The organism is Burkholderia sp. USMB20 (assembly GCF_000949135.2).
Taxonomy (GTDB): Bacteria; Pseudomonadota; Gammaproteobacteria; order Burkholderiales; family Burkholderiaceae; genus Burkholderia.
On the sequence record NZ_JTAN02000021.1, the window covers coordinates 358,995 to 385,767 of the forward strand.

Sequence of the window (26,773 nt, forward strand, 5' to 3'; positions counted from 1 at the left end):
CGCCGTTGCGCATCGAAACGCCTGCATCGGCGAGGCTGCACGACGAGGTTGAATGCGTCGGGCCGGCATCGTTGCGCGCCGCGCGGCGCCTGGTTTTTTTCGACGCACGAGGCACCCGCGCGCACTTTGATTTCCCCTGTCCGCTGCACTAGATTCGAAACATTACGTGCCAGCGACTGCGCGAGGTGAAGCCATGACGCCGTGGGAGATCCAGGGAACCGAACTGATGAACTGCAATTGCTCATACGGTTGCCCCTGCCAGTTCAATTCGTTGCCGACGCACGGCAACTGCGAAGCGATGGGTGCGATTTCGATCGACAGCGGCCACTACGGCGACGTGGTGCTCGACGGCGTCCGGATCGCGGTCGTGTTCCAGTGGCCCGGACCGATTCACGAAGGCCACGGCCGGTGCCAGCCGATCGTCGACGAGCGTGCGAGCCCCGCGCAGTGCGAAGCCGTGCTGAAGATCATGACCGGTCAGGATACCGATCCGTTCGCGACGATGTTTTCCGTGTTCGCATCGACGCTTGAGCAGGCCTACGAGCCGATCTTCGCGAAGATCGATTTCGACGTCGACGTGGATGCGCGGCGCGGCCGGATCAGCATCGACGGCGTGCTCGACATCGTCGGCGAGCCGATCCGCAATCCGGTGACGGGCGCCGAACATCGCGTGCGGATCGACCTGCCGCACGGCTTCGAATACGAGCTGGCCGAGATCGGATCCGGCACCGGCCGGTCGCACGGCCACATCCAGCTGGATCTCGAGCGGAGCTACGCGCAGTTCGCACGGCTGCACCTGAACAACCACGGGCTGATCCGGCATCGCGTCGCGGCATGATCCCCGTCGGCGAGCTTCTCGGACGCGAGCGCGTCGTCACGCTGCTCGGCATGATCGCGCTCGTCGGCGCGTGCTGGGCCTACCTGTGGACGGGGGCCGGCACCGGCATGTCGGCGCTGGACATGACGGCGGTCGCGCTGTTCCCGCATCGGCTGGCCGACGGCATGGGCGCCATGGATCCGTCGCTGGCGACCGTGATCCTGATGTGGTGGGTGATGATGATCGCGATGATGACGCCCGGCGCGGCGCCGGTCGTGCTGCTGTACCGGCGCGTGCTGCGGCATCACGATCGGGGCGATGCCGGGTCGGCATTCACGTCGGCGTGCCTGTTGGCCGGCTATCTGGCCGTATGGCTCGCGTTCTCGGTCGGCGCGGCCGTGCTGCAGATGCTGCTGCAGCCCGCCGGCCTGATCTCCGGGATGATGCTGTGGTCGAAGAGCGCCGTGCTGTCCGCGATCGTCCTCGCGCTGGCCGGCGTCTATCAATTCACGCCGCTGAAACAGGCCTGCCTGCGGCAATGCCGGTCGCCGGTGCGGTTTCTCGCGACATACTGGCGCCCGGGCATCACGGGCAGCTTCCTGCTCGGCGCGCGCCACGGCGCGTATTGCGTGGGCTGCTGCTGGCTGCTGATGGCGCTGCTGTTCGTCGGCGGCGTGATGAACGTCGTTTGGATCGTCGCGTTGTCGCTGTTCGTGCTGGTCGAAAAGGTGCTGCCGGGCGGCGAGCGGGTCGGCCGGGCGCTGGGTGTCGTGCTGATCGGATGGGCGGTCGCGACGTTGCTGGTGTAGCGGGTGCGTTCCATGTGTTGCCCGCTGCAGCCGGGAGTCGGTTGATGAAGATTCGAAATATTGCCGTCGCCGTCCTCTGCGCGATGAACGTCGTCGCGACACCGGCGTATTCAGCCGGCAGCATGTCCGACATGAACATGGACATGGGCGACTCGAAGACGTCGGCGCCGGATGCCGCGCTGACCAACGCCGAAGTGAAACGGATCGATGCCGAGCACGGCATGGTGACGCTGAAGCACGGCGCGCTCCAGAACGTCGGGATGGCGCCGATGACGATGGCATTCAAGGCCGGCGACCCGGCGATGATCGCGTCGCTGCACGTGGGCGACAAGGTCAAGGTCCGGGTCGAGCGCGTGAACGGTGCGCTGACGATCGTGAAGCTCGTGCAACGACGGTAACGGTCGCGCAAGCAACCGCTTGCCGGGCAACTGTCACGGACCGGTCGCCAGCGCTAACCCGGTCCATCACCGGAATCGCGGCCGGCTTCCGCAAAATTCAACTCGACGCCATTACCGGCCGGATCGGTGAAAAAGATCTGCAGCTGGCTCGTGACCGGCACGTGCCGGCGCGTGTACCGGACCTGCGCGTCGCCAAGACGCCGCTCCATGTCCGCGGCATTCGCGCACGAAAACGCCACATGGTCGAACGTATTGACGACATGCGCCGGCCGCACCTCGCCGGGTCGCGCTTCCGACAGGTGGAGGATCGCCTGCGCCCCCGCGTAGAGCCAGTAGCCGCTGCTCTGGAACGGCGGTCGATATCCAGGTTCGAGGCCCACGACGTTCATGTAGAAGTCGCGCAGCGTATCGAGCGTGGCCCGATCCGCGCGGAGGTTGTAATGATCGAATCCGATGACTGGCATGGCAGGTTGTCCGGTTCGCGCAAGCGGCGCATGGCACAGCATCGCGCAGCGCGGGGCATCCTGTCACCCCCGAACGCCTTTGACCGCCGCGGCCGGACGCGCGAGCCCGCGCGCCGGCAACGGCGTCGACATCACGATCGACGTGCGCGTTTCGCCATACAGGTTGATGCGCTCGATCAGCTGTTCGAGATGCGCCATGCTGACGGCGACGAACCGCATCACGTAGGAATCCGCGCCGGTCACGTGATGGCACTCGACCACTTCGGGAATGGTCTCCAGCAGCTTCAGGAATTTCGCCTTTGCCGGCTGCGGCACCGTGATGCCGATCAGCGCGCTCACCGGGTAGCCGGCCGCGGCCGGATTGACCCGCGCCGTGTAGCCGTCGATCACGCCGGCCGATTCGAGGCGCTTCACGCGTTCCGTGACCGCCGGCACCGACAGGTGAACCTGGCGTGCCAGCTCCGTGTAGCTGATGCGGCCGTTGGCCTGCAGCAGCGCGAGTATTTTCCAGTCGAGTTCGTCCATCGCGGCGGAGTTTTTAAGGTGAAGCGGCTATTTTTCCTTAAAAACCGCCTTCAGCGGCGACCGGAGTTTCCCTACGATGACGGTTCAACGCATTGCATGTCGCGAGGAGCCGGCCATGCTGTTCATCAAGTCCGTCGTAATGGGATTGTCGATCGCGGTGCCGGTCGGCCCGATCGGCATGCTGTGCATCCAGCGCAGCCTGAGCCGCGGCTTTCACGCGGGGTTCGCGACGGGCATCGGCGCCGCGTGCGCCGATGCGATCTACGGGCTGCTCGGCGCGCTGGGCGTCGCCGGCATCGTCACCGCGTTCCCGATGCTGACCGTCGCGCTGAAAATCGGCGGCGGCGCGTTCCTCGTGTGGCTGGCGTGGTCGATCGCGCGGCAGGCGCCGGCGGCGTCGACCGCATCGGCGGCGGTTCGAGACCTGCCGCGCACGACCGTGCTGCGCGATTTCCTGACGACTTTCGGCCTCACGCTGTCGAACCCGATGACGATCCTGTCGTTCGTCGGGATCTTCGCGGCGCTCGGCCCGCTGGCGGGCACGCATGAAGGCGCGATGGGGGCGACCGTGGCGCTGATGGTCGCCGGCGTGTTCCTGGGTTCCGCGACGTGGTGGCTGTGCCTGAGCGGCGCGACCGCCGCGCTGCGCACGAAGATGTCGCTGACGTTCATGCACGGGCTATCGCGCATGTCGGCCGTCGTGATCGCCGCGTTCGGCGCGATCCAGTTGATCGCGGGCGTGCGGGGCGTCGCAGGGGCGTGACGCGTAGCGCGGTGCGAGCGAACGCGATCTTGCGCTCGCGGCCGACGACATCCGGCACCCGTACACCCGTCGGCATCGCCACCCGCGCACCTGGGTGCCGATGCACCGACCACCCCGCTCAGAACGTATAGCTGACCTTGCCGAACGCCGTGCGGCCGAGCGTGTTGTAGCCGTACGCGGTCATGTACTGACGGTCGAACAGGTTCGACAGCGTGGCGGACACCGTCAGGTGCGCGTTGATCCTGTACGACGCGCGCAGGTTCACGCTCAGGTACGACGGCAGGTACGTCGTGTTGGCCGGATCGTCGAACGTCGTGCCGCCGTAGCTCAGCGACGCGCCCGTGCTCAGCGCGTGCAGATGGAATTCGTCCCACGTGTGGTCGACGTTCACGCTGACGGTCTGGCGCGGCCGGCGGTTGAGCCAGCTGTCGTTGGTCTCGTCCTGCGGATTCAGGATCCCGATCGCGACGCTGACCGGCGTATAGCGGCCGATCGTGCCCTTGTACGACAGGTCGATGCCGCGGATATGCGCACGGCCGATGTTGATCGGCGAGAACGTCGCGGGGTTGTACGCGATCAGGTTGCTGACGCGCGTGTCGTAGATCGCGGCGCTGAACGTGCCGTATGCGGTGTTCGCGTCGAGCGCGGCCTCGACCGAATCGCTGCGTTCCGGGCTCAGGTCCGGATTGCCGTAGCCCGGGTAGTACAGGTCGTTGAACGACGGCAGGCGGAACGCATTGCCGTACGACACGCGCGCCGTATAGACCGGCGTAATGGCCCACGACAGCGCGGCGTTGCCGGTGTTCACGGCCTTCCCGGCGATGATCTCGTGGCGGCCCGCGACGAACATCGTCACGCTGCCGAGTGTCGCCGACTGATGCAGCGAGAACGCGGAATCGTTGCGCGTCGGCACGCCGTCCGGCACGTCGACCGGCAGGAACGCCTGTTCGCGCGTGAAGTCGTACGCCACCTTCGTCTCGCCCGACAGCGGCAGGCCGAACAGGTGGAAGCCGTGCGCCTGATGGGTCAGCGACGTCGACGAACTGATGCGCTGCGAGTTGATCTGGTCGGTCGGGATGGCCGGGTCGCTCGCGTACAGGAACTGGCGATCGTTCGCATAACCGAGCGACTGGTCGAACTGCGTGTCGGGCGTGACGTCGAGATGGAACGCGAGGCCGGTCGTCAGCTGATGATCGAGCTCGCGGTTCGCAAAGCCGGCGTTGTCATAGGACAGGTCGGAGCGGTGGTACAGCGCGAACGTCGAGATCGACCAGTTGTCGCGCGCGTAGCCGAGGCGCGCATCGAGGTCCTGCGCGTGATACGGATTGCGGCCGTCTTCGTGGTAGGGCAACACGGGCCGCGTTGCGTCGATGCCCGCCGTGTTGTAGTCGTGCAGGCCGAGCGTGTAGGTGAGGCCACCCAGCGCGGCGAGCGGCCCCGTCGACGGCACGGTGCCCGACGTGCGCAACTGCGTGTCGAAGGTCTTGTTCGAGCCGCCGCCGAACGACACGGTGGTCTGGTTCGGCTGGCCGGCGGCGCGGCGCGTGAACAGCTGCACGACGCCACCCATCGCGTTCGCGCCGAACGACGCGGCGGCCGGCCCCGAGATCACCTCGACGCGCTCGAACGCTTCGGTCGGCAGGTCGGCCCACGGCGCGATGCCGGTGGTCGGCGAGCCGATCCGGATGCCGTCGATGAACACCGCGACCTGGCTGGCCGACGAGCCGCGGATGCTGACCGACGCCGACGAACCCGGGCCGCCGTTCTGCGAGACGGTCACGCCCGGCAGCGTCGCGAGCGCCTGCGTGATGCTCGGGTCGCTCGGCGACAGCCGGTCGAGATCGGCGCGCGTGAGCACCTGCGTCGTCGCATAGCGCTGGTCGAACGACTCGGGCAGATGCCGCGTGTCGGTCACGCTGATCGTCGGCAGGTCGGCGCCTTCGGCGGGTTGGGGCGGCTGCGCGGGCGGCATGTCGCCGGCGGCGTGGGCGATCGGGGAGAGCAGCGCCGTGGCGGCGGACGTGGCGAGAAGGTGGCGAAGATTCATGAGGCAGCGAGCGTGATCGTGTTGCAGGTACGGCGAGCGTAAGCGAGGGGCGGCGAGTACCGCCTGGTTATCGTCGGGTCTATCGCGGGACCGGGCAGCGTGGGCGGCATTCAAGCGTGTCGTCATGACGCGTGCCGCACGACACGGCACGGCACACGCGTGCGGACACGCGGCGCAGACTGGCCGGGCAACGGCACGACGCTTCCGGCGTGGAAGCGGAGGCGGAAAGATCGGACATCTGAAGGGTCCTGAGGTCGGGCCGTCCATGCAACGGGGCGACCGCCAAAGGCGGTGCTGGCGCATCGGGACACCCCGCCCGGTGCGGCTGCTTGGACCTCGGGTCGATGGCAGGTCTCCTGGCTCGCGGGTCGCGATTCGCACCGGCCTTCCCGGTTTCCCAGTGGCATCGGGTGGTGCGGATTCGCCGCTCACAGTTGCGGGGGCAGCCGCAGATTCGAGGCACGGCCTCTCCTGCGTTCCCTTTTGATCCCGTTCCCGGGAACCATCAGCGCGCAAGCGTAATGGCGAGCGCGCCGGTGCGTCAATTATCGAAGTGCGCAGGGATGCGAAAAAACGTCAGTGCTCGCCGGATGCTTTCGAAATCATTTCAATTCGAGCCTTCGCACCGCGTTTCATGTCTGACGAAACGCACCGCCGGCGGCGCTGCAATCGCGCCGGAACCGGCTCGGCGCGATGCCCGTCCATCGCACGAACGCCCGCCGAAACGCTTCTTCGCCACCGAACCCGAGATGCGCGGCGATCCGCGCGACCGGCCAGTCCGACTCGCGCAGGCAGCGCCGCGCGACGTCGGCGAGGCACTGTTCGCGCAACGCGTGATAGCCGCTGCCTTCGGCCGCCAGCCGCCGCCGCAACGTCGCTTCGCTGACGCCGAGCCATGTCGCCAGCGCCGCGAGCGCGGGCAGCGCCTGTTCGCGCGCGAGCGCCGCATCGAGAAAGCCGCGCACCTGCTGCGCCCATGACACGACGGCCGGCGCGGCATCGATCAGCCGAAACGGAAAATCGACGAGAAACGCGGCCAGCTCGCCCGGCTGGCGGATCACGCGCGCATCGAGCCGCACCGCGTCGAACGCGAAGCCGTAGGTCTTGCGGCCGACGTCGACCGGCGCGTTGAACAGCCCGAGCAGCGGCATCGCGTCTTCGCGGCGCGGATGGCCGAGCCAGACTTCGTCCGGCCGCAGCGGCTGCCCGATCAGCCAGCCGAACAGTTGCAGATAGCAGAACAGTCCCGTCAGGTCGACGAGGCACGCGGCGGGGCTGCGCGTGCGGCGCAGCGAATCCATCCGGAACGTCGCGCGTCCGTCGCGCACCGCGAGCGACAGCGCGCCGGCGCGCGGCGTCAGCATCTCGCAGAACTCGGCGGCGCAGCGGATCGCGTCGGCGAGCGTCGCGCAACTGAGGAGGCACCGGCACATCAGGTCGACTTCCTGCTTGCGCATCGGCGGATGGCCGTCGCCGCGCGCGACCTGCGCCTCGAGCCGCTCGATCGCGTCGCGGTACAGCGCGACGAAGCCGGGTGTCGTCGTCGACGCAGCAGCAACGGCCGTCGGCGCAGGCCGTTGCGCCGGCGGCACGCCGCTGCGCGCCAGTTCGTCGAGCAGACGGGCACCGAAGCCCGGCAGCACGCGGCCGCGTGCCGGCAATGCGCGCTGTTTCATCTCTCTCCCGATCTGAGCGTTGCGACAGGGGCCGGTGAGCGGGCCGGTAGGGGTTCGCCGACCGCCGCCACGCAAGAATGCTACTCACGCCGGCCGCTTCCGGCCTCGCCGGAACGGCGTAGGCGGCCGGCATCGCATCCCGCCACGAACCACCCGAGACGACCCGCGAATGATTCAGATCGTAGACGAAATCACCCTCGCGCCCGAGCGCATTCCCGACGTGCTGGCGCTGCTGCGCGACCGCTATTTGCCGGGACACGCGGCACGCGGACTGACGGCGGCCGGCCGCTGGGTGTCGCCGCCCGTCGCGGTGCCGGGGCAGCCGAGCACGCTGTGGCTGACGTGGCAGGTCGCCGATGCGCCGTCGTACTACCGGATGCGCGCGTTGACCGACGGCGACGTGGTCGCGTTCTGGATGGCCGTCGACGCACTGTGCGACGCCCGCCGCCGCCATGTGATGACGGATGCCGATGCGCCGCTGCCGGCCCTGACGGAGGTCGACCATGCGGCATGACACGGCCCAGATTTTCGTTTCGGCGACCGGCGATGCCGGCGCATTCGAGCACGCGTTGCGCGAAGCCGCGCAGGCGTTGCCGGGCGCGACCCGCGTGGCGCTCGCGCGCAATCTCGACGGCTGCTGGGGCGCGGGCGACTACACGCTCGACGTGCTGCGCGACGAACGGGAGACTGGCAACGCGACGGATTTCGCCGCGCTGGCCGGCCTGCCGGGCATCGTGCGGATCGACGGCGCGGCGTGTCATGCGATCGGCGGCGGCCTGCGCGAACCGGCGCTGCGCGACGGCATATGGCGCACGCTGATGCTGCGCGTGCGGCCCACGGCCGCCGAAGCGCAGGTGCGCGATCTCGAGCGCGAACTGCTGCGCATGCCGGCATTCATGCCCGGCATCCGCAACTGGCGACTGAGCCGGATCGTGACGCCGGGCATGTGGACCCACGTCTGGCAACAGGAATTCGCGCACGTCGGCGATCTGCTCGGCGAATACCTGCTGCATCCGTATCACTGGGGCTGGGTCGACCGTCGCTTCGATGCCGAAAGCCCCGACTGGACGGTCGAGGCGATCTCGCACGCGTTCTGTCCGCTCGCGTCGAGCCTGCTGGCCGACACGGCGGCGTGACGCGCGACGCGCACGCGACCCGCCGCAATGCAAACCACAACACCGGAGACACCACCATGCGAGCCTTGCTGATCGACCGCGTCGGCCATTCCGACGCGCTGCGACTGGCCGACGTTCCCGCCCCGAAGCCGGGCCCCGGCGACGTGCTGATCCGCGTCGCGTACGCGGGCGTCAATCCCGCCGACTGGAAATGCCGCGAAGGCTATCTCGGCGCGTTCATGCAAATGACGTTTCCGTTCGTGATCGGGTTCGACGCGGCCGGTGTGGTGGAGGCGGTCGGCGACGGCGTCGAAGGTGTCGCGCCCGGGATGCGCGTGTTCGCGCAGACCGACGTCGGCGCGGGGCGCTGGGGCGCGTATGCGGAATACGTCGCGGTGCGGCACGATTCGGTCGTGCGCCTGCCCGACGCGGTCGGCTTCGCGGAAGCGGCCGCCACGCCGACGCCCGCGCTGGCCGCATGGGCCGGCCTGTTCGACGACGGCGGGCTGCGGGCCGGGCAGACCGTGCTGGTGCACGGCGGCGCTGGCGCGGTCGGCACCTTCGCGATCCAGCTTGCCGCGCAGGCCGGCGCACGCGTCGTGGCGACGTGCTCGGCGCGCAACCGCGCGAGCGTCGAAGCGCTCGGCGCGGCGGCGAGCATCGACTATCGCGCGCAGGACATCGCGACGGCCGTGCGGGCGTGGGCGCCCGGCGGCGTCGATCTCGTGCTCGATGCGGTCGGCGGCGATACGCTGCCCGCCGCGCTCGACCTGCTGGCGCCGGGCGGCACGCTCGTGACCATCATGACGCTCGCGCCCGGCGATGCGCAGCGGCTGGCCGCGACGGGCGCGGAGGCCGCGCGGCGCGGGCTGCGCACCGCGATGACCTACAGCCGGATGCCGAGCGGCGTCACGCTTTCATCGATCGCCGAGCGGCTCGGCACGCGCACGCTGCGCGTGCCGCGCTTCGACAGTTTTCCGCTCGAACAGGCGGCGCGCGCGCTCGACCTCGTTCAAACGGGCGACGCGAAAACCAAGTTCGTGCTGCACGTTGCGGATATCGCGGGCTGACGCATAACGACCCCGACACACCATCATCTACACCGGAGACATCATGACCGACCACCGAACCGCGACCCTCGCGGGCAAATGCGCGCTCGTGACGGGCGCGAGCCGCGGCATCGGCCGCGCGATCGCGCAGCGCCTCGCAGCCGAAGGCGCGACCGTCGTCGTGACGGCGCGCAGCCTCACGCACTCGGCGACGACCGCCGGCACGCTCGCCGAAACGGTCGCGCTGATCGAACAGGCCGGCGGCCGCGCGATCGCACTCGCGGCCGACCTGTCGAAGCCGGCCGAGCGCGATGCGCTCGTCGCGCGCGCGGCCGAGGCGGCCGGCGGCCTCGACATCCTCGTGAACAACGCGGGCGTGGCCGACTACGCGTGCATCGACGCGATGCCGATGACGATGTTCGACGCGACGATCGAACACTATCTGCGCATCCCGTTCGCACTGAGCCAGGCCGCGATTCCGCTGATGCGCGCGCGCGGCGCCGGCTGGATCGTGAACGTCGGCTCGGTCACCGCGCTCGCGCCGCTGCGGCCGTTCGACGACTTCGCGCGCGCGGGCGGCGCGACCGTCTATGCGGCGGTCAAGGCCGCGCTGTCGCGTTTCACGCAGGGGCTCGCGGCCGAACTCGAAGCCGACGGCATCGCGGTGAACCTGGTCGCGCCGAGCACCGCGATCCGCACGCCGGGCGCGGCCCGCTATATCCCCGAAGGCTATCCGACCGAGGACGTCGCGTATCTGGCGGAAACCGCACTCGCGCTGTGCAGCCTGCCGGCGCGCGAGCGCACGGGCCTCGTCACGCACAGCCTGCATTTCCCGCTGTCGCAGGGGCTCGCGGTGCGCTCGCTCGACGGCCGCACGCCGTTGCCGCCGCCCGAGATTCCGGCGTACGCGCATCCCCATATCGACCCGGCAGGACTGTGACATGACGAACCCGATTCGCTTCGACGGCGGCACCGCCGTGATCACCGGCGCGGCCAGCGGCATCGGCAGCGGGCTCGCGCGCCACGCGGCCGCGCTCGGGATGCGCGTGGTGCTGGCCGACCTCGACCCGGCGAAGCTCGACGCATTCGCCGCGACGCTCGACACCGACGTGCTGTGCGTGCCGACCGACGTCAGCCGCCCGGAAGCCGTCGACGCGCTGGCCGACGCCGCCTGGCGGCGCTTCGGCGGCGTCGACCTGCTGTTCAACAACGCGGGTGTGATGGCGACCGGCTTCAGCTGGGAAATCACGCCGGAACGGTTCGAGCGCAGCGTCGCGATCAACGTGCACGGCGTGATGAACGGGATCCGCAGCTTCGTGCCACGCATGCTCGAGCGCAACGTGCCGGCGCGCGTCGTCAATACCGCGTCGGTCGGCGGGTTCCTGCCGAGCCCGCTGATGTCGCCTTACTCGGCGACGAAATTCGCGGTGGTCGCGCTGACCGAATCGCTGTACGGCGAACTGAAGATGCTCGGCGCGCCGGTCGGCGTGTCGCTGCTCGCGCCGGGCCCGGTGCAGACGGGCATCTTCAACGACCCGTTCGGCGCCGCGCACGACCGGCCCGAAGTACAGGGCTTCGTCGATACGATGCGCGCGATGCTGAACGCGCACGGGCTCACGCCCGACGTGTTCGCGGCGCGCGCGTTCAACGGCATTCGCGACGGGCGCTACTGGCTGATTCCGCAGCCGGAGACGCTCGACGGCGCGCTGCAGCGGCGCACCGCGGACATCCTCGCCGCGCGCGATCCGTCGCTGCCGTCGTTGTGATGGCGTGACGCGGGCCGGCCGACCGACGCGGCCGGCTCACGCAGCGTGACCCGCGTTACATATGCATGCCGCCGTGCGTGCGGCCGCTCGGGTCGCCGCCGCGATCGGGCGGCGTATTGTTCTGATCGACCTTCGCGAGCACGAAGCCGGCATGCGGCAGCGCGGCGGGCGAACGGTGGGCTGCCTGCGCGACCGAGGCGTGCGGTGCGTGCAGCAGCGTGGCGGGAAAACCGGATGACGTCACGCCCGGTTGAGCGAACGCCGAAAGGGATGCTGCCGCGAGGGCGGCGGCGACGATCGCGTGCGTGTTCATGGTGACTCCTTCTTCACGACTGACTGCGGGACAACGCATTCAGTCTAGGGCGCGAAACTTAACGCGGCGTGAAGGAGCGGCGGCGTGCGGATGACAGGATGTTCATGCGGTCATCCGCGCGCCGCGACGCATTACGCGGAGGCGGATACCAGCGCGCAGAAGTTCTCGAGATCGACGTTGCCGCCGCTGATCACGATGCCGACGCGCTTGCCTTGCAGTTCGTCCTTCATCCGGCGCGCGGCCGCGAACGACAGGCAGCCGGTCGGCTCGACGACAATCTTCATACGGGTCGCGAAGAAGCGCATGCAGTCGACCAGCTCCGCGTCGGTCGCGGTCAGGATGTCGTCGACGTCGCGCCGCAGGATCGGGAACGTCAGGTTGCCGAGGTGCTGCGTCTGCGCGCCGTCGGCGATCGTGCGCGGCGTGTCGATATGGACGATCGACCCGGACCGGAACGATTGCTGGCCGTCGTTGCCGGCTTCCGGCTCGACGCCATACAGCTTCGCGTGCGGCGACAGCGCGCGCGTCGCGAGCGCCGTGCCCGACAGCAGGCCGCCGCCGCCGAGCGGCGTGAAGACCGCGTCGAGCGGCCCGACTTCGTCGAACAGTTCCTTCGCCGCCGTGCCCTGGCCCGCGATCACGTCCGCGTGGTCGTAGGGCGGCACCAGCGTGAGCCCGTGTTTTTCCGCGAGTTCGCGGCCGATCTGCTCGCGGTCCTCGGTATAGCGGTCGTAGGTCACGACGTTGCCGCCGTAGCCGCGCGTCGCGGCCATCTTCGCGGCCGGCGCGTCCTGCGGCATCACGATCGTCGCCGGGATGCCGAGGATGCGCGCCGACAGCGCGATCGCCTGCGCATGGTTGCCGGACGAGAACGCGACGACGCCGTGGCGCCGCTGCGTCGCGTCGAAGCGCGACAACGCGTTGAACGCGCCGCGGAACTTGAACGCGCCCATGCGCTGCAGGTTCTCGCACTTGAAGAACACCTGTGCGCCGAGCGCTTCGTCGATCGTGCGCGACGTCATCACGGGCGTGCGGTGCGCGTGGCCGTCGAGCCGCGCCGCGGCGGCTGCGACGTCGTCGTAGGTGGGTAGGGTCGGAGTATTCATGAGTCGCTCGTCGGAAGAGTCAGTCAACAGGTAAGCGGGGCGCGCCGCGGGCATGCATCATTTCGCATCGTTGTATACAGTGGCGCGCGACACGCCGAGGTGCTGCGCGACGATTTCCATCGCGCGGCGCACCTCGAGGAAGCCGTCCGCCTTCAGCGCCTGCATCAGCTCGCGGCGCTGGTCGGTCTTCAGCTCGCGCGGCGTGGTCGCGAGGCGCGTCGCGAACGCGTCGATGCGCTGCCGGATCGCGTCCGCGCCGGCCGGGTCGAGCGTTTCGGCGACCGGTGCGCCTTCGGTGCTGCAGAACTGGTTCAGCATCCCCTGGAAGCCGCGGAACAGCGTGACGTCCGCGTTCAGGCACAGCGCGGCCACATAGCGGCCGCCCGAGTCCTTGATGCCGATCGACGTACTTTTCGCGGTGCGGCCGTCGGCGAAGCGGTTCGCGTAGTTCGCGAGCACCTGCGGGAAGTCGTCGTCCGCGATGCGGGCGAGCCCGAGTTCGGTCGCCGGATCGCCGATCGCGCGGCCCGACAGGTTGTTGTGGATCGCGAGGATCGCGTGCTCCGGCGTGCGCAGGTCGTGCACGACGACTTCGGTGAACGGCGCGAACATCGCGCCGAGCCCTTCGGCGATGCGCAGCACCTGCTCGATCAGCGATGCCTGTTCCGAATGCGGCCTGGGGCGGGGCGTGTTCATGCGCTGGCCTCGAGCACGGGCGCGCCGGTCGTTTCCGGCCGCGTGATGTCGGCCAGCAGCGGGCGGGCGATCCGCACGTAGTCGGACGCGTCGAGCACGACCGAGCGGTCGAGGCGGCCCGCGTTGAACGCGATTTCGTCGTTGAGTTCGATCAGGGCAGGGTCGACGACGAGCGCCACGTTCGCGTCGAACACGAACGGCGGCACGGCGCCCATCACGCAGCGCGTGACCGCGGCGGCCAGTTCGGGCGGCGCGAGCGTCGTCTTGCGGCGGCCGACCGCGTCGGCGACCTTGCGGAAGTCGATCTTCAGGTGGCCGGGGATTACCGCGAGCGCGGTGGCGTCGCCGCCGTCCTTGAACGTGCAGAGCATCGCCTTCGCGCCCTGTTCGGGACGCGTGCCGCGAAGCGCGGCGATCGCGTCGGATTTGCCTTCGGCCGGGTGATCGAGCACGCGGAACCGCGCGCCCGAGGTGTTCAGCAGTTCGCACAGTGCGTCGAAGACGGGGTAGTCGCTCATGGGGTTCCGGGCAGGAGGGCGCGCATCGCGGTACGCGGGAACGGCGCCTGTCGGTTCGCCGTCGATGGATTGTCCAAGTATAGACGTTTTGTCATGTCGGTGGCAAAAGCGCGAAACATGAATCGCCGAGCCTGTCCTCCCACCAACTGCCGAAAGGCCGTTTCATATCGCGGAATGTGCGCCGAATTCCGGCCGCGTCATCTTCCCGCCGCTTGAAAACCTGTTTTGCATCGCAAAACGCGTTGCTTATCTCATTGAAAAACAAGAGGAATTTATATCTTATGTCTTATATAAGAGTTGCTCGACAGTGCGTCGCGCGGCGTTACCATTGAGTCCATGCAGTTCGCTTCGTCACACGGAGCGGGCACGCTGAACCCTTTACTCAAATGCGCTTCGTTCCCAGGAGATTGACATGTCCCAATATCAAGACGACATCAAGGCAGTGGCTGGCTTGAAGGAAAACCACGGCAGCGCGTGGAATGCCATCAGCCCCGAGTATGCGGCCCGCATGCGTGCCCAGAACAAGTTCAAGACGGGGCTCGACATCGCGAAGTACACCGCGAAGATCATGCGCGCCGACATGGCCGCGTACGACGCCGACCCGGCCAAGTACACGCAGTCGCTGGGTTGCTGGCACGGCTTCATCGGTCAGCAGAAGATGATCTCCATCAAGAAGCACTTCAACAGCACCGAACGCCGTTACCTGTACCTGTCGGGCTGGATGGTCGCCGCGCTGCGCTCGGAGTTCGGCCCGCTGCCGGACCAGTCGATGCACGAAAAGACCTCGGTCAGCGCGCTGATCCGCGAGCTGTACACGTTCCTGCGCCAGGCCGATGCACGTGAACTCGGCGGCCTGTTCCGCGAGCTCGATGCCGCGAAGGACGCCGCTGCCAAGGCCGCGATCCAGGAAAAGATCGACAACCACGTGACGCACGTCGTGCCGATCATCGCCGACATCGACGCCGGTTTCGGCAACGCGGAAGCGACCTACCTGCTGGCCAAGCAGTTCATCGAAGCGGGCGCGTGCTGCATCCAGATCGAGAACCAGGTGTCCGACGAGAAGCAGTGCGGCCACCAGGACGGCAAGGTCACGGTGCCGCACGAGGACTTCCTCGCGAAGATCCGCGCGATCCGCTACGCGTTCCTGGAGCTGGGCGTGGACGACGGCATCATCGTCGCCCGTACCGACTCGCTCGGCGCCGGCCTGACCAAGCAGATCGCCGTGACCAACGCGCCGGGCGACCTGGGCGACCAGTACAACGCGTTCCTCGACTGCGAGGAACTGTCGGCCGACCAGCTGGGCAACGGTGACGTCGTCATCAAGCGCGACGGCAAGCTGCTGCGTCCGAAGCGCCTGCCGAGCAACCTGTTCCAGTTCCGCGCCGGCACGGGCGAAGCACGCTGCGTGCTCGACTGCATCACGTCGCTGCAGAACGGCGCCGACCTGCTGTGGATCGAAACCGAGAAGCCGCACATCGCGCAGATCGGCGGCATGGTCAGCGAAATCCGCAAGGTCATCCCGAACGCGAAGCTGGTGTACAACAACAGCCCGTCGTTCAACTGGACGCTGAACTTCCGTCAGCAGGCATATGACGCGCTGAAGGCCGCGGGCAAGGACGTGTCGGCCTACGACCGCGCGCAGCTGATGAGCGTCGAGTACGACGAGACCGAACTGGCCAAGCTCGCCGACGAGAAGATCCGCACGTTCCAGGCCGATGCATCGCGTGAAGCCGGCATCTTCCATCACCTGATCACGCTGCCGACGTATCACACGGCCGCGCTGTCGACCGACAACCTCGCGAAGGAATACTTCGGCGACCAGGGCATGCTCGGTTACGTGGCCGGCGTGCAGCGCAAGGAAATCCGCCAGGGCATCGCGTGCGTCAAGCACCAGAACATGTCCGGCTCGGATATCGGCGACGACCACAAGGAATACTTCAGCGGCGAAGCAGCGCTGAAGGCGGCGGGCAAGGACAACACGATGAACCAGTTCTCGTAATCGTCATACCCGCGGCACGACGCCAACCCGTTCATGACGGGTTGGCGTTTTTTTTATCCACGTTTTATCCGCGCACCGCCTTCACGACGTACTGGCTCGTCGGCACCACGTCGATCTTGTCGAAGTCGATGAAGCGTCCGCAGCTGTCCATCATCTCCGCGACGTTGCGCTGGAATTTCTCCTCGTCGCCGACCGCATCGAAGAACGCGTACGGATCGGTCATCGCCGCGGCCGGGAAGCACTCCTCGACGATCGCGTCGTAGCCGGGCGCCGCATGCGTGAGCGCGCGCACGACCACGTTCTGCACATACAGGAAGTTGTCCTGAGTATCGATCGCGACGCGCGTGTGATGGCCGTGCCAGACATCGAGCCACGCTTCGTGCGTGAGGCGCGGCGGGCGCTTCAGGAACGCGAGCTGCGAGAAGCCGCTGGTGCGCTCGCCGGGCCGCGCCGGAAAGCGCGTGTTCGGAATCGGCTGCGATTCGGTGACGAGATACGCGGCCATGTGCGGGACGGCCGCGCGCACCGCGTCGTCGAACGGCTGGCGGAACATCGGGTTCGCACTGTCGATCCACACCGCGACGATGCCGTCGATCCCCGGGTGCGTGTTGGTCTGCTTGAGGCCGGCGGCCGGCGCGACGTCGGCGTCGGCGACGTTCACCTGCACGCCGTGCGCGCCGAGCGACAGCAGCTTGTCGGCGAGCTGCGCGCGCACGCTGCGGCTCCACGGCTCGGGCGCGGCCTGCGCGTCGCGCCACAACACGTAAATGACTTTCTCCATTGCTCCGGCTCCAGGGGGGAATGACGGGATCGGCGGCGCTGCCGCCGGGTTTCAGGAAGCGCTGGCGGCCGAATCGGCCGGGCGCGTTGCGTCGTGCGCGTGCGGCGCGAAGCGGTTCGCGGTCAGCGTGAACGACGGCGGAATCGGCGACGTGACGGTTTCGAACAGGCGCTCGTGGCGTGTCGCGTGAATGCGCCACGCGCCGTCGCGCTTCACGTACTGGTCGTCGTAGAACGCGGCGCCGTGCATCAGGTAGTTTTCCTCGAGATTGATCGCGTGATCCTCGAGAAACCACACGCCGCACGCGTGATCGGCGGACACCAGCGTGAGCTCGGGGTGATGGCCGTGATGCATCGTCAGGAAGGTCGGCTTGCCGATCAGCGCACGCAGGCTCGACACGAATGCGTCGCGGCCGTCGTACGCATAGCGGCCGCCTTGCAGCCGCACCTCGCAATCCTCGGTCACGCATTGTTCGAGCAACGCCCAGTCGTGCGTGTCGATCGCGCGGAAATACCGGTACTTCAGCTGGCGGATCTGCTCGTACTCGTAGAGCGTGCGGGTCGTCTCGTCCATCGCCGTGTCTCCGTGGTGGTGTCGTCCGATGGTAGGAACGAAGCCGCCTGCGTCACATCGTCTGTTCGGACGAACGCCGCGACGGCCGCGACCGCCGCATTCACCGCCGTCGATACGAACCCTCGGTTTCATCCAAACAGGTGATGGCCGACCGTTCGTGCGGCTGTAACGTGGCGTCGACGCGGCTTCGATCCGCGCACACGAGACCAAGGAGACGGCATGACCCCGATCGAACGAATGGAAGTGCGCGTGCGCAGGCTCGAGGACGCCGACGCAATCCGCCAGCTGAAGGCCCGCTACTTCACGTGCTGCGACCGGAAGGATCCGCAAGGGATGCGCGACTGCTTCGCGCCCGGCACCGTGCACATCGACTATGGCCGGATCGGCACGTTCGAGCATCGCGACGCCCTCGTCGACGTATTCGAGCGGCTCGGTTGCCACCCGCACATCGTCGAGATGCACCACGGCGTGAATCCGCACATCACCGTGCTCGACGACACGCATGCGCGCGGCACGTGGGGCCTGCATTACCAGATGCTCGACACCGATGCGCGCACGCTCACGCAGCTGGGCGCGACCTACGACGACGAATACCGGAAGGTCGACGGCGAATGGAAGATCGCGGCCACGCGCTGCGTCGTCACGTCGACGCTGTCGGCCCGCTACGACGGCGATGCGCGGGGCGTGCTGTTCGCCGGCGCGCAGCCGCCTGCCGCATAACGAAACGACGCGCGCTCCCCGCGCCGGTCGAGAACATTCCCCCAGGAGACATCGAACATGACACAGAACCACGAGGCGCCGGTCGCGGTCGTGACGGGCGCGTCGCGCGGCGCGGGCAAGGGCATCGCGCGCGCGCTCGGTGCGGCCGGCATGACCGTCTACGTGACGGGCCGCTCGCAGAACGAAGGCGATGCGCCGCTGCCCGGCACGATCCACGAGACCGCGCGCGAGATCGACGCGCTCGGCGGCCGCGGGATCGCGGTCGCGTGCGACCACGCGGACGACGCGCAGGTGAAGGCGCTGTTCGAGCGTGTCGAACGGGAAAGCGGGCGGCTCGACATCCTCGTCAACAACGCGACGTACCTGCACGACCAGCTGATCCTGCCGGGCCCGTTCTGGGAGAAGTCGCTCGACCTCGTGAACATCCTCGACGTCGGGCTGCGTTCGGCCTATGTCGCGAGCTGGCATGCCGCGCCGCTGATGGCGAAGCGCCGCAGCGGGCTGATCGCGTTCACGTCGTCGTTCGGCGCGAGCTGCTACATGCACGGCGCCGCGTACGGCGCGCAGAAATCCGGTGTCGACAAGTTCGCGAAGGACATGGCGGTCGACCTGAAGCCGTTCGACGTCGCGGCCGTGTCGATCTGGATGGGGCCGCTGCGCACCGAGCGCACGACGCGCGTGTGGGACGAGCATCCGGACCTCTACAAGGAATTCTCGCTCGTCGCCGAAAGCCCGGAATTCACCGGCCGCGTGATTCACGCGATCCACGCCGATCCGCAGCGCATGGCGCTGTCGGGGCAGGTGCTGGTCGGCGCGGAAGCCGCGCTGCAATACGGCATTGCCGATCTCGACGGCAAGCAGCCGCCGTCGTATCGCGAACTGCTCGGCGGCCCGGTGCAGGCGCATCCGGCAATCGTCGCTTAAGGAGCGCGCATGGGCATCCTCAAGGGCAAGGTCGCGCTCGTGACGGGCGCGGGGCAGGGCGTCGGGCAAGGTGTCGCGCACGCGCTCGCAGCCGAAGGCGCGCAGGTGGCCGTGGTCGGCCGCACACGCGACAAGCTGGCCGCGACGTGCGATGCGATTCGCGCACGCGGCGGGGTCGCGGAGCCGTTCGTGTGCGACGTGATGGACGCCGCGCAGATCGTGCAGTGCGTCGATGCGGTGGTCGAGCGTTTTCGCGGCGTGCAGATCCTGATCAACAACGCGCAGGTCGTACCGCTCGGCCGCCTGCTCGACGTGACCGACGCGGATTTTCTCGCGGGCCTCGAATCGGGGCCGATCGCCACCCTGCGGATGATGCGCGCGTGTCATCCGCATCTGAAGGGCGATGGCGTGATCGTCAATTTCGCATCGTCGGCCGCGGTGCGCTGGGACACGTCGGGTTACGGCGCCTATGCGGCAACCAAGGAAGCGATTCGTGCGCTCACGCGTGCGGCGGCATGCGAATGGGGCGCCGACGGCATTCGCGTGAACGCGGTCGCACCGCATGCGCTGTCGCCGGGGCTGAAGGGCTGGGTCGACGCGAACCCGGACGAGGCCGCCGCGTTCTTCCGCACGATCCCGCTCGGCCGCGTCGGCGACTGCGAGCAGGACATCGGGCGCGCGATCGTGTTTCTCGCGAGCCGCGATGCGGCCTACCTGACGGGCGCGACGCTGCCGCTCGACGGCGGGCAGGCGTACTGGGGCTGACGGCTGGCGCGGGATCGTCGCGTCGTCGTCAGCTCGTGATCGGCCGCGCACCGGCGCGCGGCCGCGCGCCGCGGCCAGCAAACGGAACCGGAACCGGAACTGAAATCGAACCGCATCGAAGAGAGAACGACATGAGTCGACTGGAAGGAAAGGTAGCGATCGTCACGGGCGGCGCGCGCGGAATGGGCGCGGCGACGTGCAGGCTGTTCGTCGAAGAGGGCGCGCGCGTCGTGATCGCCGACGTGCTCGACGCGGAAGGCGAGGCGCTCGCGCGCGAGCTCGGCGCCGCCGCGCGCTTCATGAGGCTCGACGTCGCCGACGAAGCGAACTGGCAACGCGTGGCCGACGCGACCGTCGAGCAGTTCGGCCGCATCGACGTGCTCGTCAACAACGCGGCCGTGCTGATGTTCGGCGCGATCACCGAGTTGTCGAAACGCGATTTCGAGCGTGCTGTGTCGATCAATCTGGTCGGCACGTTCGTCGGCATTCGCACGATCGCGCCGCACATGATTGCGCAGAAGAGTGGGTCGATCGTCAACATTTCGTCGGTGGATGGACTGCGCGGCGTGAATGCGCTGGCCGCGTACGTCTCGAGCAAATGGGGCGTGCGCGGGCTGACGAAGGTGGCGGCGCTCGAACTCGGCCACCAGGGCGTGCGCGTGAATTCGATCCATCCCGGTGGCGTGAACACCGCGATGTCGAATCCGACCGGCGCGCCGCTCGACGAAGTCAACAAGCACTACACGCACGTGCCGCTGCAGCGCGTCGGTTTGCCTGAAGAAATCGCGCGCGCGACGCTGTTTCTCGCGAGCGACGAAGCGTCGTACTGCAACGGCGCCGAGCTGTCGGTCGACGGCGGGATGGCGGCGGGCGCGTATTACCCCGGATTGCCCGGCGCGCCGTTTTGAGCGGTAGCGTACACAACGCGTGCGCGACGGATGTTTGTGTACGCAACCTAATTCAGGGTTTGCCTGAGTAGCGAAAACGCGAATTCGGACGGCGACGGTTCGGGTGCATCGCATGCGAACGCGTCGCGCCGATTTTGCGCTTTTGCGAAACCCTTGCGGGACGGACGTTCCAGCCGTTTCGTCCCCAAAGCACACAAGGCGGCGCAGAAAAAAAGACTTCCCCGCAAGCGGCGTGCCGGCGCGTCGACACAGTTGTTTCTTGTTGCAACGCAACGCCACCCCAATAACGGCGATGGTATGCTGGCCGATATGGAGTTGTACGGCAGGTTGCTTGCATGGCGAAACTCGCGTTCGCACACTCATACGAGACATCACATTCTCTCGCCCGCATCGCGGCATCGACACGCGCTCCGCTCGCGCGTCCCGCCTTGCGCGTCGCTTCAACCTGCGCTCCGACCGCATTCCCCATCTCGCGGGCTCGCCCCGCATCCCCCATCCCCGCCCAATAATCTGGAGACATTCCCATGTCGCAAAACTCTTTGGCCGAAGCGATGCACGGCCCGCTGATCGCTCCCCCGGCATACGTCAAACATCGCAAGCTGATCGACTGGGTATCGCGGATCGCGGCGCTGACGGAGCCCGAGCGTGTCGTCTGGTGCGACGGCTCGCAGGAAGAGAACGACGCGCTGTGCCAGGCGATGGTCGACCAGGGCACGCTCACGCGCCTGAACCCGGCGAAGCGCCCGAACTCGTATCTCGCGCAGTCCGATCCGTCCGACGTCGCGCGCGTCGAGGACCGCACCTTCATCTGCACCGAATCGCCTGACGACGTCGGCCCGACCAACAACTGGATCGCGCCGGAAGAAATGCGCGAGACGCTGAACGGCCTGTTCCGCGGCTCGATGCGCGGCCGCACGCTGTACGTCGTGCCGTTCTCGATGGGCCCGCTCGGTTCGCCGATCGCGCACGTCGGCGTCGAGCTGTCCGACAGCCCGTACGTGGCCGTGAACATGCGGATCATGACGCGCATGGGCCGCGAGGTGTATGACGTGCTCGGCGAGGACGGCGAATTCGTGCCGTGCGTGCACAGCGTCGGGCATCCGCTCGAAGCGGGCCAGAATGACGTGCCGTGGCCGTGCAACCCGGTCAAGTACATCGTGCATTTCCCCGACACGCGTGAAATCTGGAGCTTCGGCTCCGGCTATGGCGGCAACGCGCTGCTCGGCAAGAAGTGCTTCGCGCTGCGCATCGCGTCGACGATGGGCCGCGACCAGGGCTGGCTCGCCGAACACATGCTGATCCTCGGCGTGACGTCGCCGGCCGGCAAGAAGTATCACGTCGCGGCCGCGTTCCCGTCCGCGTGCGGCAAGACCAACTTCGCGATGCTGATCCCGCCGCAGGGCTTCGACGGCTGGAAGGTCACGACGATCGGCGACGACATCGCGTGGCTGAAGCCGGGCCGCGACGGGCGCCTGTATGCGATCAACCCGGAAGCCGGCTTCTTCGGCGTCGCGCCGGGCACCGGCGTGAAGACCAACCCGAATGCGATCTCGACGCTGAAGGAGAACGTGATCTTCACGAACGTCGCGCTGACGGAAGACGGCGACGTGTGGTGGGAAGGCCTGACCGACACGCCGCCCGCGAAGCTGACCGACTGGCAGGGCAACCCGTGGACGCCGGAAGTCGGCAAGGAAACGGGCCGCAAGGCCGCGCATCCGAACTCGCGCTTCACGGCGCCGGCATCGCAATGCCCGTCGATCGACGCGGACTGGGAGAACCCGGCCGGCGTGCCGATCGACGCGTTCATCTTCGGCGGCCGTCGTTCGACGACCGTGCCGCTCGTGACCGAGGCGCGCGACTGGGTCGAAGGCGTGTACATGGCCGCGACGATGGGCTCCGAGACGACCGCCGCCGCGGCCGGCCAGCAGGGTGTGGTGCGCCGCGACCCGTTCGCGATGCTGCCGTTCTGCGGCTACAACATGAGCGATTATTTCGCGCACTGGCTGAAGCTCGGCAAGCAGCTCGAAGGCGCGGGCGCGAAACTGCCGAAGATCTACTGCGTGAACTGGTTCCGCAAGGACGCGAACGGCAAGTTCGTGTGGCCGGGCTTCGGCGAGAACATGCGCGTGCTGAAGTGGATGCTCGATCGCCTCGAAGGCAACGGCGGCGGCGGCGAACATGCGTTCGGCGTGTCGCCGGCGTATGACGACCTGCACTGGGACGGGCTCGACTTCACGCGCGAGCAGTTCGAGGCGGTCACGTCGATGAATGCAGGCGAATGGCGCGAGGAACTGAAGCTGCATGCGGCGCTGTTCGACACGCTGAAGCTGCGTCTGCCGGCGGAGTTGACCGAGACGATGAAGAAGATCGAACAGCGTATCGGCGGCTGACGATGCGAGTCGAAGTCACGCAGTAACGACGTTGCGGCACGAACGTCCCGCCGCCGGCATGCATCGCCGGTGGCGGGACGTTTTCGTTTCTGCTTCGTTTCAGCGTCGCGCGTGCAGCGCCGGCCGTGCGCTTACGCGCCGCACTGCGCGACCACTTCGTTCACCGCGCGCTGCACGTCGCCGCGCCGGTAGCGCAGCAGCGCGATATCGGCCGGGTCCGGCTCGTACGCCACGACGTTGCCGCGCCCCGTATAGATCGCGATGTCCGGCAGCAGCGGATGCTCCTGGTCGAGCGACGGCACCGGCTGCGGATTGCCGGCCGCGCGAAAGAATGCCGCGAAGTAGTCGGCGAAGCTCAGGTTCTCGTCGCCGACGAGATAGGCCTTGCCGGATTCGCCGCGTTGCAGCGCGCCCCAGATCGCTTCCGACAGCGATTGCGTCGAGATGAAGTTGCTGCCGCCGGCCGGCCCGTACACCGGCAGCCCCGCGAGCTTGCCCTGCGCATAGCCCGTGTACGCGGCGAACATCTCGTTGCGCAGCCCCGGCACCGAGCCGACCACGAACGGCGCATTCACGCTGCACACCGCGAACGACGGCGACGCGAGCGCGCGCACGCGCTCGTCCGCGAGATGGCGCGAGCGCACGTACGGCACCGTGTCGACGAGCGCCGGCGCGACCTGCGGATAGAAGCTGCCGACCAGCACCGCGCGCTTCACGCCCGCGTCGCGCGCGAGCGCGAAGAAGCGCGGCACCGCGTCGACGTTCGCGCGTTCCCAGTGCGCGGCTTCGTCGGTGCCGGGCGGCAGGTGGCGAATGTCGTTGCCGGCCGCGAACACGACCGCGTCGAATGGCGCGAGATCGTCGCGCGTGAAGTTGCCGGCGACGTAGTCGCGCAGCAGCACGTCGAATTGCGCGAGCGCGCTGCCCGGCGCGGGCGGCTTGCGCGCGGCGAGCGTCACGTCGTTGCCTTGCGCGCGCAGATGCAATGCGGCGTGGCCGCCGATGAGGCCGGTACCGCCGATGATCAGGATTTTCATGGTGTCTCCGGTGGCGGCGCCGCTGCGCCGCTTGAATTGAACCGACGATTGAACGGACGAATCCGTGCGGAACGTCGCTCAGAAATTGAAGCCGTTGCCGGTGACGACCGGCATGTTGGTCCAGAATCCGTTCGGATCGCGATACCAGCCGGCCGCCGCGAGTGCGCCGCCGTCGACGTGCAGCGTCGTGCCGGTGACCCATGCGGCGAGCGGGCTCGCGAGGAACAGCGCGGCGCCCGCGATGTCGCCGGCCACACCGAAGCGCCCGAGCGGAATCCAGCGCGGGATGTGCTCGCGATGTTCGGCCGCGACCATTGCGCTGACCGGCACCTGCGGCGTCTCGGTGGTCTCCGGCGCGATCTGGTTCACGCGGATGCCGGCCGGCCCGAGTTCGAGCGCGAGGCTTTTCGTGAAGCCGGTCAGCGCGGCCTTGAACGACGCGTACACGGTGCAGTTCGGAATCGCGCGAAAGCCCTCGATCGACGACACGCCGACGATGCTGCTGCCCGCGCCGCGCTTGCGCAGCAACGGCAGCATCGCGCGCGTGACGACGAACACCTGGCGCAGGTTCACGTCGAACAGCCGCGCGATGTCGTCGTCAGTATGGTCGTCGAACGGCTTCGCGATCTGCAGGAAATCGCCGACGTTGTTGACGAGCACGTCGAGCCCGCCGAAGCGGGCGTCGATCGTCCGCGCGAACGCGTTGACCTCGTCGCGGCGTGTGACGTCCACGGTGCCGACCAGCGCGTCGACGCCCGCGGCTTCGAGTGCCTGACGCACGTCCTGCGCGCGGGCGGGATCGACCTCGGCCACCACGACCCGCGCGCCCGCCGCGCCGAACGCTTGCGCGCACGCGCGGCCGATGCCCGCGCCGCCGCCGGTGACCAGCACGGTCTTGCCGGAAAAGGAAATCATCGGAACGCTACTCCTTCGAACGGAAAAGCCACGCGCCGCATCACAGCGACGCAACCAGTTGCGCGTTGTCGATCCGCAGCTCCGCGCCGTTCACGAAGCGCGATTCGTCGGATGCGAGGAACAGCACGAGATTCGCGACGTCCTGCGGATCGCACATGCGTGCCATCGGATCGTTGCCGATGCCGAGATCGGCCGGATCGAGGCCGGGCATCAGCGCCTGCGTCATCGGTGTCCAGATGCCGTCCGGATGGATCGAGTTGCAGCGGATCCGGTAGCCGCTGCGCTTGCAGTGGACGGCGACGCTGCGCGCGAGCGCCGTCACCGCGCCTTTCGAGCCGGTGTACGCGCACATCATCGGCAGGCCGCCGAGCGCGGCGACCGACGACATCATCACGATCGAGCCCGGCGTGTCGTTGTGCTTCATCGCGCCGATCGCGTACTTGCAGCCGAGAAAGTAGCCGTCCGCGTTGACGCGCAGCACGCGTCGCCAGGTGTCGAGGCTCGTGTCCTCGATCGAGCCGACCGGGCAGATCGCCGCGTTGTTGACGAGCACGTCGAGGCGGCCGAAGCGCTCGAGCGTCGACGCGATCGCGTGCCGCCAGCCGTCTTCGTCGGCGATGTCCTGATGGACGAACAGCGCGGTGTCGCCGATCTCGCGCGCGAGTGCGCGGCCCGCATCCTTGTCGATGTCGGTGAGCACCACGCGCGCGCCTTCGGCGGCGAGCAGCAGCGCATCCGCGCGGCCGACGCCGCTCGCCGCGCCGGTGATCAGCGCGACCTTGTTTGCGACTCGATTCATGTCCGGTCGATTTCCTGTGACGTTGAAAGAAGGCGGGCGCTCATGCGGCGCCCGGCGCACGGCCGGCCTTGACCGCGTCGAGCGCGGCCGCGCCGTAGATCTGCGCGATGGTGGCGTCGACGCGCGGGTTGGCGCGCAGCTCGTGGCCGCCGTCGACCGCGAAGCTCTGGCCGGTGACCCAGCCCGACTCGGGACCCGCGAGATAGCGCACCGCGTGCGCGATCGCTTCCGGCTCGCCGAGTGAGCCGAGCGGAATCTGGTCGAGGAAGCTGTCGACGAGCGCCCGGTTGTCGAACATCGGCGCGGTGGCTTCCGAGCGCGTGAGGCCCGGCCGCACCGCGTTCACGCGGATCCTCGCGCCGGCCAGTTCCTCGGCGGCCCCGCGCACCAGCGCTTCGAGCGCGGCCTTCGCGGTGCAGTACGCGGTCAGCCAGCGGAAATTGATCTGCGCGGCCGTCGACGAGATGCAGACGATCGTGCCGCCGCCGCTGTCGGCGAGCCGCGGCGCGGCGTGGCGGATCGCGGCGAACGCGCTGTTCAGGTTCAGCTCGATTTCCGCGCGGAAGCTGTCGGCGTCGTGCATCAGCAGCGGCCGGAACCCGGCGCCGCCGACGGTCGGCACGACGATGTCGAGCCGGCCGTCGAGCGCCCACGCGGTATCCAGCGCCGCCTGCAGGTCGCCGTCGTCGCAGGCGTCGCCGGCATGGATCGCGACGCGGCTGCCGGGCAGCGTGTCGGTCACGTGCCGCTGCGTGCGTTCGAGTGCATCGCGGCGGCGGCCCATCAGCACGACGGCCGCGCCATCGGCGGCAAGCGCGCGCGCACAGGCCGCGCCGATGCCGCCGGCGCCGCCCGTGACGAGCGCGGTGCGGCCGGCGAGGGGAAGGGATGCGTGCATCG

29 protein-coding genes and 1 riboswitch are annotated in these 26,773 nt (G+C 68.3%); of the genes, 15 read left to right on the plus strand and 14 right to left on the minus strand.

Annotation, left to right across the window (positions count from 1 at the left end):
* Positions 1–193: 193 nt before the first annotated feature.
* Genes PL79_RS31975 through PL79_RS31985 form a run of 3 tightly spaced genes read left to right on the plus strand, consistent with a single transcriptional unit; the run spans position 194 to position 2,024 of the window.
* Positions 194–838: a DUF1326 domain-containing protein gene (locus PL79_RS31975; RefSeq protein ID WP_044844625.1), complete on the plus strand. Its 645-nt coding sequence runs from the start codon at positions 194–196 to the stop codon at positions 836–838.
* Positions 835–1,626 (plus strand): DUF2182 domain-containing protein, encoded by a 792-nt coding sequence (locus tag PL79_RS31980; protein ID WP_044844624.1) that lies wholly within the window; start codon positions 835–837, stop codon positions 1,624–1,626. Before PL79_RS31975 ends, PL79_RS31980 begins: the two co-directional genes overlap by 4 nt.
* A gap of 44 nt (positions 1,627–1,670) precedes the next feature.
* Positions 1,671–2,024: a copper-binding protein gene (locus PL79_RS31985; RefSeq protein ID WP_044844623.1), complete on the plus strand. Its 354-nt coding sequence runs from the start codon at positions 1,671–1,673 to the stop codon at positions 2,022–2,024.
* Positions 2,025–2,077: 53 nt separating this feature from the next.
* On the opposite strand, the gene PL79_RS31990 is transcribed toward PL79_RS31985, so the two are convergent.
* Entirely contained in the window at positions 2,078–2,488 is a 411-nt protein-coding gene (locus PL79_RS31990) for a VOC family protein (RefSeq protein WP_044844622.1), read from the minus strand.
* A gap of 63 nt (positions 2,489–2,551) precedes the next feature.
* Positions 2,552–3,013: an Lrp/AsnC family transcriptional regulator gene (locus PL79_RS31995; RefSeq protein WP_044844621.1), complete on the minus strand. Its 462-nt coding sequence runs from the start codon at positions 3,011–3,013 to the stop codon at positions 2,552–2,554.
* 115 nt (positions 3,014–3,128) lie between these two features.
* On the opposite strand from PL79_RS31995, the gene PL79_RS32000 reads away from it, so the two are divergent.
* Positions 3,129–3,776 carry a LysE/ArgO family amino acid transporter gene (locus PL79_RS32000; RefSeq protein WP_044844620.1) on the plus strand — a complete coding sequence of 216 codons (648 nt, stop codon included), beginning with the start codon at positions 3,129–3,131 and terminating at the stop codon, positions 3,774–3,776.
* 118 nt (positions 3,777–3,894) lie between these two features.
* Here PL79_RS32000 and PL79_RS32005 read toward each other — a convergent pair whose 3' ends face one another.
* Together PL79_RS32005 and PL79_RS32010 are read right to left on the minus strand one after the other, a co-directional pair.
* Positions 3,895–5,823 (minus strand): TonB-dependent receptor domain-containing protein, encoded by a 1,929-nt coding sequence (locus tag PL79_RS32005; protein WP_044844619.1) that lies wholly within the window; start codon positions 5,821–5,823, stop codon positions 3,895–3,897.
* 329 nt (positions 5,824–6,152) lie between these two features.
* A riboswitch (cobalamin riboswitch) is annotated at positions 6,153–6,345 on the minus strand.
* 110 nt (positions 6,346–6,455) lie between these two features.
* Positions 6,456–7,499 (minus strand): helix-turn-helix transcriptional regulator, encoded by a 1,044-nt coding sequence (locus PL79_RS32010; RefSeq protein ID WP_044844618.1) that lies wholly within the window; start codon positions 7,497–7,499, stop codon positions 6,456–6,458.
* A gap of 169 nt (positions 7,500–7,668) precedes the next feature.
* On the opposite strand from PL79_RS32010, the gene PL79_RS32015 reads away from it, so the two are divergent.
* Genes PL79_RS32015 through PL79_RS32035 form a run of 5 tightly spaced genes read left to right on the plus strand, consistent with a single transcriptional unit; the run spans position 7,669 to position 11,429 of the window.
* A complete protein-coding gene (locus tag PL79_RS32015; protein ID WP_044844617.1) occupies positions 7,669–8,013 on the plus strand; it encodes a hypothetical protein in 345 nt (114 codons plus the stop codon).
* Positions 8,003–8,635, plus strand: coding sequence for a Dabb family protein (locus PL79_RS32020; protein ID WP_044844616.1), 633 nt, complete (start codon positions 8,003–8,005; stop codon positions 8,633–8,635). Before PL79_RS32015 ends, PL79_RS32020 begins: the two co-directional genes overlap by 11 nt.
* A 56-nt stretch (positions 8,636–8,691) precedes the next feature.
* On the plus strand, positions 8,692–9,684 hold the full coding sequence (locus PL79_RS32025) for an NADP-dependent oxidoreductase (protein WP_044844641.1): 993 nt from the start codon (positions 8,692–8,694) through the stop codon (positions 9,682–9,684).
* A 43-nt stretch (positions 9,685–9,727) separates the two neighbouring features.
* Positions 9,728–10,603: an SDR family NAD(P)-dependent oxidoreductase gene (locus PL79_RS32030; protein ID WP_044844615.1), complete on the plus strand. Its 876-nt coding sequence runs from the start codon at positions 9,728–9,730 to the stop codon at positions 10,601–10,603.
* A 1-nt stretch (position 10,604) separates the two neighbouring features.
* On the plus strand, positions 10,605–11,429 hold the full coding sequence (locus PL79_RS32035) for an SDR family NAD(P)-dependent oxidoreductase (RefSeq protein WP_044844614.1): 825 nt from the start codon (positions 10,605–10,607) through the stop codon (positions 11,427–11,429).
* Between the two features lie 55 nt (positions 11,430–11,484).
* Here PL79_RS32035 and PL79_RS32040 read toward each other — a convergent pair whose 3' ends face one another.
* From PL79_RS32040 to PL79_RS32055, 4 genes are all read right to left on the minus strand, one after another.
* A complete protein-coding gene (locus tag PL79_RS32040; protein WP_044844613.1) occupies positions 11,485–11,742 on the minus strand; it encodes a hypothetical protein in 258 nt (85 codons plus the stop codon).
* A gap of 131 nt (positions 11,743–11,873) precedes the next feature.
* Positions 11,874–12,848 carry a threo-3-hydroxy-L-aspartate ammonia-lyase gene (locus tag PL79_RS32045; protein ID WP_044844612.1) on the minus strand — a complete coding sequence of 325 codons (975 nt, stop codon included), beginning with the start codon at positions 12,846–12,848 and terminating at the stop codon, positions 11,874–11,876.
* Between the two features lie 57 nt (positions 12,849–12,905).
* Positions 12,906–13,544, minus strand: a complete 639-nt coding sequence (locus PL79_RS32050) for a helix-turn-helix transcriptional regulator (protein WP_044844611.1) — start codon at positions 13,542–13,544, stop codon at positions 12,906–12,908.
* Positions 13,541–14,062: a YbaK/prolyl-tRNA synthetase associated domain-containing protein gene (locus PL79_RS32055; protein WP_044844610.1), complete on the minus strand. Its 522-nt coding sequence runs from the start codon at positions 14,060–14,062 to the stop codon at positions 13,541–13,543. Before PL79_RS32055 ends, PL79_RS32050 begins: the two co-directional genes overlap by 4 nt.
* A 412-nt stretch (positions 14,063–14,474) precedes the next feature.
* Between PL79_RS32055 and PL79_RS32060 the strand changes: the two genes are divergently transcribed.
* On the plus strand, positions 14,475–16,061 hold the full coding sequence (locus tag PL79_RS32060) for an isocitrate lyase (protein ID WP_044844609.1): 1,587 nt from the start codon (positions 14,475–14,477) through the stop codon (positions 16,059–16,061).
* Between the two features lie 64 nt (positions 16,062–16,125).
* On the opposite strand, the gene PL79_RS32065 is transcribed toward PL79_RS32060, so the two are convergent.
* Positions 16,126–16,842, minus strand: a complete 717-nt coding sequence (locus tag PL79_RS32065; RefSeq protein ID WP_044844608.1) for an EthD domain-containing protein — start codon at positions 16,840–16,842, stop codon at positions 16,126–16,128.
* 51 nt (positions 16,843–16,893) lie between these two features.
* Positions 16,894–17,415 carry a nuclear transport factor 2 family protein gene (locus PL79_RS32070; RefSeq protein WP_044844607.1) on the minus strand — a complete coding sequence of 174 codons (522 nt, stop codon included), beginning with the start codon at positions 17,413–17,415 and terminating at the stop codon, positions 16,894–16,896.
* 219 nt (positions 17,416–17,634) lie between these two features.
* Here PL79_RS32070 and PL79_RS32075 point away from each other — a divergent pair, with 219 nt between their 5' ends.
* The 5 genes from PL79_RS32075 to PL79_RS32100 all read left to right on the plus strand — a co-directional run bounded on the left by PL79_RS32075 (position 17,635) and on the right by PL79_RS32100 (position 23,122).
* Positions 17,635–18,135, plus strand: coding sequence for a nuclear transport factor 2 family protein (locus PL79_RS32075; protein ID WP_044844606.1), 501 nt, complete (start codon positions 17,635–17,637; stop codon positions 18,133–18,135).
* A 57-nt stretch (positions 18,136–18,192) separates the two neighbouring features.
* Entirely contained in the window at positions 18,193–19,059 is an 867-nt protein-coding gene (locus tag PL79_RS32080) for an SDR family NAD(P)-dependent oxidoreductase (RefSeq protein ID WP_044844605.1), read from the plus strand.
* A gap of 9 nt (positions 19,060–19,068) precedes the next feature.
* Positions 19,069–19,824, plus strand: a complete 756-nt coding sequence (locus PL79_RS32085) for an SDR family NAD(P)-dependent oxidoreductase (protein WP_044844604.1) — start codon at positions 19,069–19,071, stop codon at positions 19,822–19,824.
* Between the two features lie 131 nt (positions 19,825–19,955).
* The gene (locus PL79_RS32090; protein ID WP_044844603.1) at positions 19,956–20,732 is read left to right on the plus strand and encodes an SDR family NAD(P)-dependent oxidoreductase; all 777 of its coding nucleotides are present in this window, start codon (positions 19,956–19,958) and stop codon (positions 20,730–20,732) included.
* 524 nt (positions 20,733–21,256) lie between these two features.
* Positions 21,257–23,122 (plus strand): phosphoenolpyruvate carboxykinase (GTP), encoded by a 1,866-nt coding sequence (locus PL79_RS32100; protein ID WP_044844602.1) that lies wholly within the window; start codon positions 21,257–21,259, stop codon positions 23,120–23,122.
* A 131-nt stretch (positions 23,123–23,253) separates the two neighbouring features.
* Here the strand turns inward: PL79_RS32100 and PL79_RS32105 are convergent, their stop codons facing one another.
* The 4 genes from PL79_RS32105 to PL79_RS32120 form a co-directional block, all read right to left on the minus strand.
* Entirely contained in the window at positions 23,254–24,159 is a 906-nt protein-coding gene (locus PL79_RS32105) for an NAD-dependent epimerase/dehydratase family protein (protein WP_044844601.1), read from the minus strand.
* A gap of 78 nt (positions 24,160–24,237) precedes the next feature.
* Positions 24,238–25,074, minus strand: a complete 837-nt coding sequence (locus PL79_RS32110) for an SDR family NAD(P)-dependent oxidoreductase (protein ID WP_044844600.1) — start codon at positions 25,072–25,074, stop codon at positions 24,238–24,240.
* Positions 25,075–25,114: 40 nt separating this feature from the next.
* On the minus strand, positions 25,115–25,873 hold the full coding sequence (locus PL79_RS32115) for an SDR family oxidoreductase (protein ID WP_044844599.1): 759 nt from the start codon (positions 25,871–25,873) through the stop codon (positions 25,115–25,117).
* A 40-nt stretch (positions 25,874–25,913) separates the two neighbouring features.
* Positions 25,914–26,771: an SDR family NAD(P)-dependent oxidoreductase gene (locus PL79_RS32120; protein ID WP_044844598.1), complete on the minus strand. Its 858-nt coding sequence runs from the start codon at positions 26,769–26,771 to the stop codon at positions 25,914–25,916.
* Between the last annotated feature and the right edge of the window lie 2 nt (positions 26,772–26,773).